12 protein-coding genes are annotated in these 14,250 nt (G+C 47.1%); 6 read left to right on the top strand and 6 right to left on the bottom strand.

Going from position 1 to position 14,250, the window contains the following annotated elements; translation table 11 throughout:
* Positions 1–40: 40 nt before the first annotated feature.
* From LI114_RS14260 to LI114_RS01640, 6 genes are all read left to right on the top strand, one after another.
* On the top strand, positions 41–541 hold the full coding sequence (locus LI114_RS14260) for a prepilin-type N-terminal cleavage/methylation domain-containing protein (protein WP_319638288.1): 501 nt from the start codon (positions 41–43) through the stop codon (positions 539–541).
* A gap of 810 nt (positions 542–1,351) precedes the next feature.
* Complete coding sequence (locus LI114_RS01660; protein ID WP_227218813.1) at positions 1,352–2,767, top strand: MATE family efflux transporter; 1,416 nt, start codon at positions 1,352–1,354, stop codon at positions 2,765–2,767.
* A 465-nt stretch (positions 2,768–3,232) separates the two neighbouring features.
* The gene (locus tag LI114_RS01655) at positions 3,233–3,775 is read left to right on the top strand and encodes a pilin (RefSeq protein ID WP_227218811.1); all 543 of its coding nucleotides are present in this window, start codon (positions 3,233–3,235) and stop codon (positions 3,773–3,775) included.
* A gap of 84 nt (positions 3,776–3,859) precedes the next feature.
* Complete coding sequence (locus LI114_RS01650) at positions 3,860–4,882, top strand: TraB/GumN family protein (protein ID WP_227218809.1); 1,023 nt, start codon at positions 3,860–3,862, stop codon at positions 4,880–4,882.
* Positions 4,883–4,955: 73 nt separating this feature from the next.
* Positions 4,956–6,635: a hypothetical protein gene (locus tag LI114_RS01645; protein WP_227218807.1), complete on the top strand. Its 1,680-nt coding sequence runs from the start codon at positions 4,956–4,958 to the stop codon at positions 6,633–6,635.
* A gap of 193 nt (positions 6,636–6,828) precedes the next feature.
* The gene (locus tag LI114_RS01640; RefSeq protein WP_227218805.1) at positions 6,829–8,430 is read left to right on the top strand and encodes a PEGA domain-containing protein; all 1,602 of its coding nucleotides are present in this window, start codon (positions 6,829–6,831) and stop codon (positions 8,428–8,430) included.
* A gap of 76 nt (positions 8,431–8,506) precedes the next feature.
* On the opposite strand, the gene LI114_RS01635 is transcribed toward LI114_RS01640, so the two are convergent.
* The 6 genes from LI114_RS01635 to LI114_RS01610 all read right to left on the bottom strand — a co-directional run bounded on the left by LI114_RS01635 (position 8,507) and on the right by LI114_RS01610 (position 14,144).
* Positions 8,507–9,178, bottom strand: coding sequence for a uracil-DNA glycosylase (locus LI114_RS01635; protein ID WP_022128377.1), 672 nt, complete (start codon positions 9,176–9,178; stop codon positions 8,507–8,509).
* Positions 9,178–9,321 (bottom strand): hypothetical protein, encoded by a 144-nt coding sequence (locus tag LI114_RS01630; RefSeq protein ID WP_022128378.1) that lies wholly within the window; start codon positions 9,319–9,321, stop codon positions 9,178–9,180. The genes LI114_RS01635 and LI114_RS01630 overlap by 1 nt, the downstream gene beginning before the upstream one ends.
* A 121-nt stretch (positions 9,322–9,442) precedes the next feature.
* Positions 9,443–10,762 carry a sensor histidine kinase gene (locus tag LI114_RS01625; protein WP_227218803.1) on the bottom strand — a complete coding sequence of 440 codons (1,320 nt, stop codon included), beginning with the start codon at positions 10,760–10,762 and terminating at the stop codon, positions 9,443–9,445.
* Entirely contained in the window at positions 10,759–12,078 is a 1,320-nt protein-coding gene (locus LI114_RS01620) for a sensor histidine kinase (RefSeq protein ID WP_227218802.1), read from the bottom strand. The genes LI114_RS01625 and LI114_RS01620 overlap by 4 nt, the downstream gene beginning before the upstream one ends.
* Complete coding sequence (locus LI114_RS01615; RefSeq protein ID WP_227218800.1) at positions 12,075–13,394, bottom strand: sensor histidine kinase; 1,320 nt, start codon at positions 13,392–13,394, stop codon at positions 12,075–12,077. The genes LI114_RS01620 and LI114_RS01615 overlap by 4 nt, the downstream gene beginning before the upstream one ends.
* A complete protein-coding gene (locus LI114_RS01610) occupies positions 13,395–14,144 on the bottom strand; it encodes a LytR/AlgR family response regulator transcription factor (RefSeq protein ID WP_227218798.1) in 750 nt (249 codons plus the stop codon).
* Positions 14,145–14,250: the final 106 nt, after the last annotated feature.

Here is a 14,250-nt window from a genome sequence, read left to right as displayed (position 1 = left end):
TTTTTATAGGATTACAAGAGGGGGTATTTCTGTGAAAAAGATGTCGAAAGGCTTCACGTTGGTAGAACTTGTAGTAGTTATCGCGATAATCGGCGTTTTGGCGGCGATACTTGTGCCGTCGATGCTGAATTATGTGCGCAAATCGCGCCTGAAATCTGCGAACACCAATGCCAAAACGGCTTACAACGCCGTGGCGGAGTTTTTGGCTGAGCAGGAGAGCAAGGGAATTTCCCGCGAGCAGGCGATAAGCTATTACGGCGGCAACGTGATAGACTGCACGACCCCGCCCACCGGCAATCAAAATCAGCTGCAGGCGCAGGAAGCCGTGTATTCCGTACTAGCGGAAAACGGCATTACAGCGGGCGATGTATGGGTAGGCGAGCAGACGATAAACAGCACAGCTTCATTTTACGTTCAGTGGACGGGCGACGAAGACCCGACGCTTAACACGGCGATATTCGGGCAGTATCCCGACCCGATAACGTGGGACAGCTGGAAAAACGGCAGTCTGCACTGGAAGCAGTACAATGAATACGATTAAAAAGACCGCTTGACAAACGCCGCTCGGCGTGGTATAATTAAGTTAACAAAGAGGCGCACTGCTGTAAGCGGTTCTCCTCCAAAAGATTGTCTTATTTTTAAAATAATCGCCCTATTTGGAAGGTGGGGCGGTTATTTCTTTTTGTTGTTGCAAATGTCGAAAACGAGTTCGACTATGTTAACGATCAACGTTAGTATTGCTACTACTGTTTCCACGCTCATACTTGCTCACCTCCATCTCTGGAGGAAGATTTGAACCGCCTACCGTTTTATGCAGTACGCCTTGTGTCTATTGTAACATATTTGTCGGGTTTTGTCAAATGCCTGTTTGAGCGCTTGACAAACGCCGCTCGGCGTGGTATAATTAAGATAACAAAAGAGGCGCACTGCTGTAAGCGGTTCTCCTCCAAATAGTTGAATTATTTAAAAAATAATCGCCTTATGTCGGAAGTGAGGCGGTTATCTTTTTTTATTGCTCAGATCAAATGTTACTTTGACAGCGTCCAGTATTAGATGAAGTAATTGGATTACAACTGATAATATGTCCACCAAGCTCACCTCCATCTCTGGAGGAAGATTTGAACCGCCTACCGTTTTATGCAGTACGCTTGATCAGTATTGTAACATATTTGTCGGGTTTTGTCAAATGTCGCCGCTCTTTTTTGGGAGCGGCTGTTTTTGCGCCCGAACGATAATTTCTCCGCCGATACACACATTCTTAATATGCAAGTAACAGTCGTGTGGTAGAATTAAATTTATATGTGTTTAAAAATGTATATGTAAGATGTGACTGTAAAAAGGAGGAATTTGTATGAATACTGCGGAGCTTGAAAAGACTGAAAATGCCGAAAGCACCGCTCCCGTTAAGGAAAATAAGATGGGCGTGCTGCCCGTCGGCAAACTCGTTTTCTCAATGTCGCTGCCTATGATGGTGTCTATGCTGGTGCAGGCGCTTTATAATATCGTGGACAGCCTATTCGTTTCTCAGATAAACCAGAACGCTTTTACAGGCGTTTCGCTCGCTTTCCCGCTGCAAAATCTGATGATAGCCGTCGGCGTGGGCACGGGCGTCGGCGTCAACGCTAACCTCGCCCGCGCACTGGGCGAAAAGAAGTTTGAAAAGGCGAACAAGTTCGCGCGGCACGGAATTTTCCTCGCCGTATGCAGCTACCTCGCGTTCCTCGCTGTGACCCTCTGCTTTACTAAGGTATATTTCCGCGCGCAGACCGACGTCGCCGCTACTATCCGCTACGGCGAACAGTACCTCTACATCGCGGGCGGGCTGAGCGTCGGCTCGTTTATGCAGATAATGAACGAACGTCTGCTGCAATCCACCGGCAAGACCGTCCTCTCGATGTTCACGCAGGGGCTTGGCGCAGTCATCAACATCGTGCTCGACCCGATACTGATATTCGGCATTGGCCCGTTCCCGAAAATGGGCGTTGCGGGCGCGGCGGTCGCGACGGTGGTGGGTCAGATATGCGGCGCGCTGTTCGGCATATACCTCAACGTCACCCGCAACCACGAGATAAACATCAATATGCGCGGCTTCCGTCCCGAGGAAAAATTTGTAAAGAGCATTTACGCGATAGGCGTGCCCTCGATCATAATGGCTTCGGTAACCTCTGTAATGACATTCCTGCTCAACCTTATACTGGCGGGTTTTGGCGCGCTCAAAGACACTCTGCAATCGGTACTCGGCGCGTATTTCAAGCTCCAAAGCTTCATTTTCATGCCCGTATTCGGTCTTAACAACGGCACCGTGCCGATAATCTCGTACAACTACGGCGCAGGCAAGCGCACCCGCCTTGTAAAGACGATAAAGATCTCCGCACTTTTCGCGACGTCGATAATGCTGCTGGGTCTGCTGCTGATGCAGGTATTCCCCGCACAGATGCTTGAGATATTCAAGGCGAACGGCGAGATGCTGCGCTGGGGCGTACCCGCGCTTAGGATAATCAGCGTATCGTTTATATTCGCAGGCGTCGCCATCGTATTCAGCTCGGCGTTCCAGTCGCTGGGTCACCCGATAAATTCTATGATAATATCCATTGCCCGCCAGCTGGTAGTGCTCGTGCCCGCGGCGTTCCTGCTCGCAAAGACCGGCAACCCCGACATGGTCTGGTGGTCGTTCCCGATAGCCGAGATAATGTCGCTTTCTGCCAGCATTTTCTTTATGATAAAGATACATCGCGAGGTCATTCGTCATATTCCCGATAACGAATAGCAGCATTGCTGTTCACATATGTGTCACATTTAATATTGTGGAGGGATTTATGAACAAATAATTTGTGTAAATCAACAAAATTGTTTCGCGCCTATTGACAAATAATTTGTTTTAAGATATAATAAATTACGCTGAAGGACACAAAGAGCGTGCGGACATGCAGCAAAATGCAGGGGGCACGGCTTAAAAATGCTTTAGCAGGCATATACTTCCGCTCCGAAAATGGGGTCTGCGGTTTACAGTTTGTTCAAACTGCTAAAATGCAGACAAGCGATTTGTTATATTGCACAAATTTCAAAAAAGTTTGTGAAAACTTATTGACAAATCAGAGAAGGCGGTGTATAATGTAATTACGCTGAGGGGCACAAAGAGATGTGAGCCGAAAGCGGTACATAAAGTAAGCTTTCCGCGGCAGTTCCGCTGCGGTGCTTTATAAAACAAATATTTTTATGGAGGGATTTTTCTATGAAAAAGACACAGAAAGGTTTTACTCTGGTTGAACTTGTAGTAGTTATTGCCATTATCGGCGTACTGGCAGCTATTCTGGTTCCTTCGATGCTTAACTACGTTAAGAAGTCCAGACTTAAGACCGCAAACTCAAACGCTAAGACCGCTTACAATGCTGTTGCAGAAAACGTAGCAGACGCTGAAACCAATGGTTATGCACTTTCCGCAGTTCTGACTGCAGATACTGACGCTTCTAAGTGGAAGATAACTGCAGGCACTGTATATGATGCAAAAGCTAGCGCGGCTGATGCCGGTGCAGAGAAGATTGCTGCAGCTCTTAGAGAGAACGGCGACGAGGCTGGATGCTTTAAGGTAGCTAAGGCTACTATCAGCGGTCAGGCTTCTTACGTTGTACTTTGGGCTAAGAATACTTCCGACGAAATGGTTGGTAGATATCCTGACGCTGTATCTTGGGATTCTTGGAAGTCTGAGACTTCTCATGAGACTATCAGCAACTTCACCATCACTAAGGGCAGCTCCACTATTTCTGCAGCTTCCTAACTGATAAGTGAAATTATCTGGCTAATACAGATTATTACATAAGCTCTGTGAAAACAGGGCTTATGTTTTTTTAAGGATATTTTTATGAAAAAGACGATAATAACTATTATAGCCGTCGGCGTTTTGGCACTTTGCGCAGGAACGGCATATCTGATAAACAACAATGTTAATGACCTTGACGAAACGCCGCAGAACGATTCACTTGTTTATTTCAAGAAAAACACAAATCTCCCCGATAATATAGACGTTTTCGCTAAAGACGGCGAAAAAACTTCCGACGTCACGCCAGCAATGTGGCAGGTCACTGCGCCTAATGGAAAAAGTATGTATATGCTCGGCACGATGCACGTTCAAAAAGAAGAAAGCTACCCGCTTCCAAAATACATAGAGCAGGCTTACCGCGGTTGCGACAAGCTGGCGAGCGAGATAAATAACGTAGACGTCGACCCGTTTTATGAGAGTTGCACTCCCGACCCTGCGCTAAAAAAAGACGACAGTTTGAAAAAGCACCTTACTGACGAACAATATTCTGATCTAAAAAATTACTTTTCTGAAAACGGAATGGATATTAGCGATTATGACAAATATGCACCGTGGTATGTTTTTCAGCAGTTAAACGCTCTTGGCGAAAGCAGCGGCGAATTTTCCGCGACTATCGGAATCGACAGAGTTCTTAAGATAAGCGCAAACTGCGATGACAAAGAAAATCTCAGCATAGAAACCCATGAAGCTAAGGACACTATGTACAGCAGTATGCCTGAGGACGTTATCGGGCTGCTGATAAAGAAGCACTGCACAACTACCAAAGAGCAAAGCGCCGCCGCGCTGGAAGAGCAGTATGAAGCATGGAAAACAGGCGACACCGAGCGCCTTTGCGAACTGACGTATGATTACAGCGGACTGACTGATGAGGAAAAGCCGATAATGGAAAAATATTATCAGCAATTTGTCATAGACCGCAACAAGATCATGGCTGAAAAGGCGAAAGAGTATCTTGAGCAGGACTACCAAGTGTTTTTCATAGCGGGAGTTTCGCACTTTGTCGGCGATGATGGCATACCCGAGCTGCTAAAAAAGGACGGGTATACTGTTGAGAGAGTAAATTGAATTTAGGGATTGAAATTTTGTAAGATATATGTTATAATAGTAAATAATATCCACGAATAAGGGAGAATTTATAATGTCAGAAAATAAGCTGTCGGATTTTGTAAAAAAATACAGGATAGAATGTATCGTAATGCTTGTCTACATAGTAGGCATATCAGTTATTTCATATTTTCATGAGCCTTGGTTCGATGAAGCGCAGGCGTGGCAGATAGCGCGCTCGGCGAGCATAAAAGACATTCTTTTCAAAATACCGCATTGGGAGGGTCACCCGCAATTGTGGCATTTGTTGCTTGTGCCTTTCGCAAAGCTTGGCGCGCCGTACCTTTTTTCTCTGAAATTTGTCAATATCGTGATATGCAGTGCGGCGGTGTCTTTGCTGATATTCAGATCGCCGTTTCCAAAACTTTTGCGATGCGCTCTGCCGTTTACATATTTCATTTTTTATCAGTATGGCGTGCTTTCTCGCCCGTACTGCATTATGATGCTCGCTATCTTTCTGATGGCTGTTACATACAAAACCCGCGATGAGAAGCCGCTGCCTTTTGTGCTTTCGATGGCTTTGCTATGCGCTTCGCAGATGGTGGGCATAATGATAGCCGGCATGGTGTCGGTAGTGTGGATGGTAAAGATCTTTGCTTCACACGCAGACGACAAAAAAGCTGTATTTAAGGACAAACGCTGTTACGCTTTGCTTGGGCTGCTTGTTATAGCAGCAGTACTTATAATTTCCGTAATGCCGAATGCAGATACTTTCAATACGTCTTTCGGAATTACGATCAAGGAAAGATTATCAGAAAGCTATCGTATACTGTTTCTTCCGTTTGAGGCAACATGGGGCTTATGTTTTTCTTATGGAGGCATTGTCGGCGGAATTTCTTTGGCGGCAAAGATAACGGAGTGTATAGGCGGTGCGCTTATACTGGCGTTTTTCGCGTGGTATGGCAAAAAAACACACACTCTCTCTGAATTTTTTCCTCCATTCTTAGTGTTGATCGTATTTTTGGGCATAGGTTACAGTAACCCGCACCATTACGGTATACTTACTTTAATGATGATCTATTATATGTGGATAACCTTAGAGCCAAAAGGATATGAAGCGCTTAGACAGCTTGCGGCAGCTTTTAAAGAAAAGATAACCTCGGGTTTCGTTCGCAAGCTTACTGCGGTGATACTTGCGGCAGCACTGCTGATGCCTGTTGCAGAAAGCGTAGTATCGTCAGTAAACGAGGTCTTGGTACCGTATACATATTCAAGAGAACTTGCTGATTTTATTAAAGAGCATCATCTCGATGAGCTGAAAATACTTTCAGAATGGGCATGGGATTTTGATGATATAGAAAGTGCTGAAATAGAGTACATGGATAAAAAAGAGATCAAAGAAAAGCGTAATGAATATGTCTACCTTATGGGTGTAGCAACTGAGGTCTCGCCTTATTTTGATAAACCGATATTTATAAATTACGGCGATGAAAACGGAAATTATCTTTATTCACAATACAGAAAAGTTGATAAAGATGAAGCGAAAAAAACGATAAATAAATGGGTAAGCAAGGGTATGCCTGATGTGATCCTTGCGGAGATAAATCTCGAATTATATTATTCAGAAGAAGACCTTAAAGAGGCAAATTATGTTCGTGTAGCAAACTTTGAGAGAAATAAAGTATTTAAGTTTTTCAAGGAAGATTACAGCATCAACCTCTATATGCGCAAAGACCTTCTCGAGAAATACGGCTTGAAAGAGCTGCCGTTTTAATATGTGAATTGCGGATAAGGAACTCTCCCCTTATCCGCAATTTTTTTGCCACCCCACCTTTGATAAATGTTAATCTAGTTTTGCCGAAATGTGTCTTGACAATTAACGCGCTCTGTGTTATAATAAAGTAAAGCATTTGGCTTTTGAACCATATTGGGCAAAAATCAAGTAAGTTAAAAAGGAGAAAATTTTTATGAAATGCTTCAAAAAACTTTTGAGCGGAGCGCTTTGCGTTAGCTTGACGCTGGCGGCTGCGCCTGCGGCTTTCGCTGCGGCAGCGCCTGAGGAGATCATTATCGACTCTGTAGATGACCTTATGCAGTTTGCCAAAGACGTGAATACCGGCGATTATAATGGCAAGACCAACGTTGTTGTTTCGCTGGAGGCTGACCTTGATCTCAGCGGCGTGGAATGGACGCCCATCGGCTACCCTGTTGAAGATGACGATGAATTTTATTTCAGCGGCAAATTCCTCGGCAACGGTCACACTGTTTCTAACATTGATTTTACCGAATGCTACGAAAACGGCGCGCTTTGCGGATTCTTTGGCGATATTGAGGGCGGCGAGGTCTCCGGACTTACTGTTACCGGCAATGTGGATGTGCAGAATGGCGGAAATTATGTTTTTTTCGGCACTATCGCAGGCGTTTCGATAGGATCTATGATATCTGACTGCGTTTCCGATGTTGATTTTAAAAACAATGGCAAATACGTTTACGGAACGATCGGTATGGTCGGCTATGCTTTAGACAATACCGCTATAGAATATTGTGAAAATAAGGGCAATATCGAGATAACAGGCGATATGGGAAGCGTTTATGTAGGCGGCGTTGCGGCATATGTTTCCAACAGTACCGTGCAGTATTCCGCAAATACAGGCGATATAACGTCCGCAGGTTCGCACGTTGGCGGCGTTGCAGGCGAGCTTTACAACGGTTCTAAGATGAATAACTGCTATTCCATCGGCAAATTTGCTCCTATCGGAAATGGCACATCTGACGCAGGCGGTTTGACAGGCACTATGTCCGAAAATTCAACTATTACAAACAGCTATTTTGCAGGCGAGATCGATCTTTCGCAGTACACCGCTTTCGCTCCCTTTACGCGTTTGGGCGCGATTTATGGCGCGGGCGGCAAAAACAGCGTTTTCAGCAACAATTACTTCACCGAAACTGAAAACATCACCGCAGGAGGCGGCGGCGTTGAGAACATTGCCGAAGCCAAGACCTACGAATACATGACTACCGAAGATTTTTACAACGAGATAGTAGAAAACGGCGGCGATTACAGGTTCAACGCCGAGGGTACGCCGCTTCTGCCCCTGCCTAAGTACGAGGTAACTTTCCTAGTCAACCCCGCCGAGCTTATGGACTGCGAGATCAAGCTTGACGGTGAAGTGCTTGAGTCAAATACCGTAGAGCTTTCCGCGGGCGAGTACACGGTAGAGGTCGAAGCGGACGGTTATCAGCCGCTCTCGACTACTGTCACCATAACGGCGGACACTGCTACCCACACGCAGGTGCTTACTCTGACACTGCTTGAGGACTCCAGCGCGGCAGACAGCTCTTCCGATACAGAAAGCTCCGCGGCGGACTCTTCCGAAGCTTCTGATACATCAAGTAAGGATACTTCGAGCGCCAACGCTTCAAGCAGTGCTTCCGGAAATTCAAGCACCGCTTCTTCATCTTCCAAAGCCGGCGACTCTAACCCGACCACCGGCGGTACAGCCAGCGTATTTGCCCTGCTGATAGCAGGCGGCGCTCTCGCAGCTGTACAGGTAAAGCGTAAAAAGTGATAAACGCTTAATTAAATAATACCACCCAAAAGAGCCTCTCCGCAAAAACCACGGAGAGGCTCTTCTAATACATTTTTCAATCCTTTATCTGCCAATCTATCGGCTCGATGCCGTTGTCTGTAAGGAACTTATTTACAGCGCTGAAATGGCGGCAGCCGAAAAATCCGTTGTACGCGGAGAGTGGCGAGGGGTGAGCGGCTTTAAAGACGGCGTGCGCGGGGTTTGTGATAAGCGGCGCTTTCGCCTTGGCGTTGCCGCCCCAAAGTATAAACGCAGTAGGCTGCGGGCGCTCGTTCAGCAGGCGGATAACGGCGTCGGTGAGCTGTTCCCAGCCCTTGCCGCGGTGCGAATTAGCCTGCCCGCCGCGCACGGTGAGCACGGTGTTCAGCATAAGCACGCCCTGTTTTGCCCAGTCGGTAAGCTCGCCATGGTGCGGGGGAGCGATGCCGAGGTCGCTTTGCAGCTCTTTAAAGATATTTTGCAGCGAAGGCGGTGGCGCAACGCCGCGCTTCACGGAAAAGCAAAGCCCGTGCGCCTGACCCTCGCCGTGGTAGGGGTCTTGCCCGATGATGACCGCCTTGACGTTTTCATACGGCGTATATTTCAGCGCATTGAAAATATCATACATCGAGGGGTAAACGGGGTAATGCGAATATTCATATTTCAAAAATTCGCGAAGCTTCAAGTAATAATCCGCGTGAAATTCGTCAGCCAGCAGAGCGTCCCAGCTGTTTCCAATGTGCACCATTAGAAGAAAGCGGAGGTAGAGCCGGCGATAGCGCCGATCACGATACCGAGCACCATAACAGCAGCGATCGCGAGCATGATTATGCGCATAAATAGCGGCTTATCGCTTTTCTGCTTCTGCGGCATTTGTTTTTTATCTGACATTTGGGTTACGACCTTTCTGTGTGAAGTTTTTGCAAGTAGTTATACGCTTTTATTATAGCATATTTTTCGCAGGATTGCAAGAGGTGAAAGTCATTTTTGCCCGCAAAAATCGTCCACTCGCTCAGACCTTCTCCGCAAATTTCAGCCCCACCATCACCGAAAACTTCTCCTCAGCGTCGATGACCACGCGCCCATCGTACTTCCCTGCCACGCTCTCGATTATGGACAAGCCCAGTCCGCGGCCGCTTCCCTTTGTGGAAGTAAGCTTTTTGCCGTTCTTTTTTGCGAGCGACAATTTACCTGCGTAGCTGTTCACGCACTTGATAAAGAAATACCCCGCCTCGCTCCATGAACTCAGCTCTATCTCACCATCGCGAATATCCCTCGCCGCTTCGAGAGCGTTGTCAAGCAGATTAGAAAAGATACTGCACAAATCTATATTTTCTATGCCGTCAAGATTTTCACCATTAACTGAAACGGTAAGCTTAACTCCGTTCTCTTCGGCGGCGAGCGATTTCGATAAAATTACCGCATTTATAACAGGGTTACTGCTGTAATAAGGTATCTGCGTTTGCTTGTACTTTTCCTGCATTTGCTCGAAAAGCTGCCGACCGTTCTCGCGCGACTCGGGCGAGTCGGGATCGTTCATCATGACGGAGAGCGTCTGCAAAGTGTTGTTCATATCGTGCCTAAATTTACGCATGGAGTAGACAGATTCTGTCAGATTTTCGTAGTATTCATACTGCATTTTTTCCAGCTGCATCGCTTGGTCGAGCGACATTTTCAGCTCGGCTTTTTGTTGATTATCGTAGATAGCTTTGATAAAAAAGCCGTCGGTCAGCACCCACGCCGCGCCGACGTAGATAACTACGTGCAGCATTTTTACAGTTTTGCCGTACTCGCTCAGACGGATAAGAAACAGCCCGCAGATGACCATTTGCACCGCGAGAACGGCGAAAAACTCCCACAGTTTGGTGTTCATCTCGATCTTTGATATTTTATTCCATACATATATGCCAATAAACGAGAAGATCAGAAGGCTGATAGTCGAGAAAAACCGCACCGGCAGGCTCGGAAGGTTGGCGCTGACGTTCTCGAAACTTATGCCGATCGAGAAAAACACCACCGCGCTGAAAAGTTCGCTGATTATCACGCCGGCGGTAAGTACCAGATAGCACTTGAAGACCCGCACCCAAGAGTCGCGCGAGAAGAGCTTCATCGCCGCGAAAAGCGAGAAGTTTGTCGCTAAAATCGTTCCAACATTGGCTTTTTCATGCATATCGAAAACCAGCTTCACGCACAGCAGGGCGCAAACCAAAGCGCCGCACGCCAGCAGGCTTTTCACGCTCTTGCGCTTCGGGCTGAGCGAGTAGTGCACGGCGTAGGTGTAGGGAATGCTCGTCAGCGCGGCGTTCAAGGCGTAAAGCAGTGTTTCCATCATTCGCCACCACCCGCCTTCAAGCCGACAAGCACCGAAAACTTCTCCTCAGCGTCGATGACCACGCGCCCATCGTACTTCCCTGCCACGCTCTCGATTATGGACAAGCCCAGCCCGCGGCCGCTGCCCTTTGTGGAAGTAAGCTTTTTGCCGTTCTTTTTTGCGAGGCTGGATTTTCCCGCGTAACTGTTCACGCATTTGATAAAGAAATACCCCGCCTCGCTCCATGAACTCAGCTCGATCTCACCATCACGAATATCCCTCGCGGCTTCGAGAGCGTTGTCAAGCAAGTTTGAAAATATACTACACAAGTCTATGTTTTCAATGCCGTCTAAATTTTCGCCGTTTACAGATACTGTAAGCTTAACGCCGTTCTCCTCCGCCGCAAGCGATTTCGACAAGATTACCGCATTGATGACGGGGTTACTGCTGTAATAAGGTATCTGCGTTTGCTTATACTTTTCCTGCATTTGCTCGAAAAGCTGTCTGCCGTTTTCCCGCGACTCGGGGGAGTCGGGGTCGTTCATCATGACGGACAAAGTTTGAAGCGTATTGTTCATATCGTGCCTAAATTTGCGCATGGAGTAGACAGATTCTGTCAGATTTTCGTAGTATTCATACTGCATTTTTTCCAGTTGCATCGCTTGGTCGAGCGACATTTTCAGCTCGGCTTTCTGTTGGTTGTCATAGATAGCCTTGATGAAAAAGCCGTCGGTCAGCACCCACGCCGCGCCGACGCAAATTACGACTTGAAGTATCTGCACGTTTTTCGGGTTGACCGTCACGCCGACGAGGAAAACGCAGACAAGCACTATCTGCACCGCAAGCACCGCGAAGAACTCCCACGTTTTGGTATTCATTTCGATCCCCGATATTTTGTTCCATATAAACACCGCGATGAACATGAAGATCGTCACGCTGATAGTGCCGAAAAAGCGGCCTATCGGCAGATACATCACCGCTTTCGACGACCTGATGTCCGCGCCGATGCCCATAAACACCAGCACGCAAAAAAGCTCGCTTATCACCGCGCTTCCGCTGAATATCAGAAAAAATTTCAGCACGCGCACCCACGAGTCTTTTGTAAAAATTTTCATGAGGAAAAACAGCATAGTCTGCGTGAAAAGTATCGTGAAAAGCGAATCCTCTTTCAGGAAATCAAGCCAAAGCTTGAACCACATCAGCGCGCAGATCAGCAGCCCGTAGAGCAGGGTCGCCCGCACGCTTTTGTACTTCGGCGTCAGCGAGCGGCGCACCGAGTAGACGTACGGTACGCTTGTGATAACGCAAAGCAGTATGTAGATGAGAATATCCATCATTCGCCGTCACCAACTTTCAAGCCGACAAGCACCGAAAACTTCTCCTCAGCGTCGATAACAACGCGCCCATCGTACTTCCCTGCTACGCTCTCGATTATGGACAAGCCCAGTCCGCGGCCGCTTCCCTTTGTGGAAGCAAGCTTTTTGCCGTTTTTTTTCACAAGCGAAGCTTTTCCCGCGTAACTGTTCACGCACTTGATAAAGAAATACCCCGCCTCGCTCCATGAACTCAGCTCTATCTCGCCGTCGCGAATATTCCTCGCGGCTTCGAGAGCGTTGTCAAGCAGATTTGAAAATATACTACACAAGTCTATATTCTCAATGCCGTCTAAGTTTTCGCCGTTGACAGATACTGTAAGCTTGACTCCGTTCTCCTCAGCGGCAAGTGATTTCGACAAAATTACAGCATTTATAACAGGGTTACTGCTGTAATAAGGTATCTGCGTTTGCTTATACTTTTCCTGCATTTGCTCGAAAAGCTGTCTGCCGTTTTCCCGCGACTCGGGGGAGTCGGGGTCGTTCATCATGACGGACAAAGTTTGAAGCGTATTGTTCATATCGTGCCTAAATTTGCGCATGGAGTAGACAGATTCTGTCAGATTTTCGTAGTATTCATACTGCATTTTTTCCAGCTGCATCGCTTGGTCGAGCGACATTTTCAGCTCGGCTTTCTGCTGGTTGTCATAGATAGCCTTGATGAAAAAGCCGTCGGTCAGCACCCACGCAGCGCCGACGTAGATAACTACGTGCAGCATTTTTACAGTTTTGCCATACTCGCTCAGGCGGATGAGAAAAAGCCCGCATATGACCATTTGCACCGCGAGGACAGCGAAAAACTCCCACAGTTTGGTATTCATCTCGATTTTAGATATTTTGTTCCACACGAATATTCCTAGGAACATGAAAATATTTACGCTTATCGTCGAGAAAAAGCGCACGCCCGCTCCCGGCAGGCTGTTTACCATATTGTCAAATTCCAGCCCCATTCCAAAAAACACCAGCGCGCAGAAAAATTCGCTGATTATCATGCTGGTTGTCAATATCAGATAAGATTTGAATACCCTTGCCCACGAGTCCTTCGTAAATATCTTCATGGTCGCGAAAAGCGAGAAATTCGTTATCAGTATGGAAGCCAGCGAGGCTTTATACCGCGCGTCGAAAAAGAGCTTTATCCAAAGCAGTACGCATATCAGCAGACTGTACAAAAGCAGACTTTTCAGCGTTTTTTTCTTCGGCGTAAGCGAGTAGTGCACCGAGTAGGAGTAGGGTATGCAGGTCAGCGCCGATGTCAGCGCGTAAAATATCATCTCCCCCATTTAGATACCCCCTTTGTAGCGGAAGAAATCTTCCATAAAGCTGTCCTTTTTCGTCTTGCCCAAGAAAAGATCTCTGCCGTTTACCATCTTCACCTCGCCCTTCTTTTCGTCTACCGAGTGTACGAATTTCAAATTTGCGATGTAGCTGCGGTGGCACTGAGAAAAGCCATCGGGCAGGCGGTCGGTTATCTCCGAGATCTTGGCGTACACCTCTTCCTCAGCGCCGTCGCGCATATGGAATATCAGCTTGCGCCGCCAGCTTTCTATGTACATCACCTCGCGCAGATTTATGCTCACTACGCGGCGGTTTTTGCTGAACTCTACGCGCTTTTCCTCAACCTCTTCGCTGCCCTTTATCAGCAGCGAGAGTATGCGCTCTACCACGGCGCGGTCTATCGGCTTAGTAACGTAGCCGAAAGGGCGCAGGGCGGGCGACTGCATGAATATCGCCTGCGAGTAGCGGTCGGCGTAGCCTGTTACGAAGACTATCTTTATTTCAGGCTCCATGCGGCTCACCATATCCGCCAGCTCTATCCCGTTCACGTCAAGCCCCAACTCTATATCCATAAAGAATATATCGCAGCCGATATGCCCGCTTTTCAGCAGCTCCTCCACCTGTTTCGGCTCTTCAAAGCAGCGAAATGAGGCGTAGCAGCCGTGCTTCTGCAAAAAGCCTTCTATACAGTTTTTCAGCTCTGCGGTAGCCGCGCGGTTGTCGTCAAAAATATACACCTTGAGTTCACTATTCAATTTAAAACACCCCTAAGAAATTATTTATTTTGAATATACCATATAATATTTTACACCAATATTAGACATAATTCAACCAAAGTATTTTAATTTGTTATATAAAATG

This window comes from Ruminococcus sp. 210702-SL.1.03 (genome assembly GCF_020559915.1).
GTDB lineage: Bacteria > Bacillota > Clostridia > Oscillospirales > Ruminococcaceae > YE71.
Note: the sequence above shows the minus strand (reverse complement) of the source record. Positions and strands in the feature narration are given on the sequence as shown.

Excerpts from the sequence above, each read along its gene's own strand:
- LI114_RS01635 (WP_022128377.1), bottom strand. The coding sequence starts at position 9,178 with ATGGTGCACATTGGAAACAGCTGGGACGCTCTGCTGGCTGACGAATTT.
- LI114_RS01630 (WP_022128378.1), bottom strand. The coding sequence starts at position 9,321 with ATGTCAGATAAAAAACAAATGCCGCAGAAGCAGAAAAGCGATAAGCCG.
- LI114_RS01645 (WP_227218807.1), top strand. The coding sequence starts at position 4,956 with ATGTCAGAAAATAAGCTGTCGGATTTTGTAAAAAAATACAGGATAGAA.
- LI114_RS14260 (WP_319638288.1), top strand. The coding sequence starts at position 41 with ATGTCGAAAGGCTTCACGTTGGTAGAACTTGTAGTAGTTATCGCGATA.
- LI114_RS01625 (WP_227218803.1), bottom strand. The coding sequence starts at position 10,762 with ATGATGGAAACACTGCTTTACGCCTTGAACGCCGCGCTGACGAGCATT.
- LI114_RS01660 (WP_227218813.1), top strand. The coding sequence starts at position 1,352 with ATGAATACTGCGGAGCTTGAAAAGACTGAAAATGCCGAAAGCACCGCT.
- LI114_RS01620 (WP_227218802.1), bottom strand. The coding sequence starts at position 12,078 with ATGATGGATATTCTCATCTACATACTGCTTTGCGTTATCACAAGCGTA.
- LI114_RS01655 (WP_227218811.1), top strand. The coding sequence starts at position 3,233 with ATGAAAAAGACACAGAAAGGTTTTACTCTGGTTGAACTTGTAGTAGTT.
- LI114_RS01650 (WP_227218809.1), top strand. The coding sequence starts at position 3,860 with ATGAAAAAGACGATAATAACTATTATAGCCGTCGGCGTTTTGGCACTT.
- LI114_RS01640 (WP_227218805.1), top strand. The coding sequence starts at position 6,829 with ATGAAATGCTTCAAAAAACTTTTGAGCGGAGCGCTTTGCGTTAGCTTG.
- LI114_RS01615 (WP_227218800.1), bottom strand. The coding sequence starts at position 13,394 with ATGGGGGAGATGATATTTTACGCGCTGACATCGGCGCTGACCTGCATA.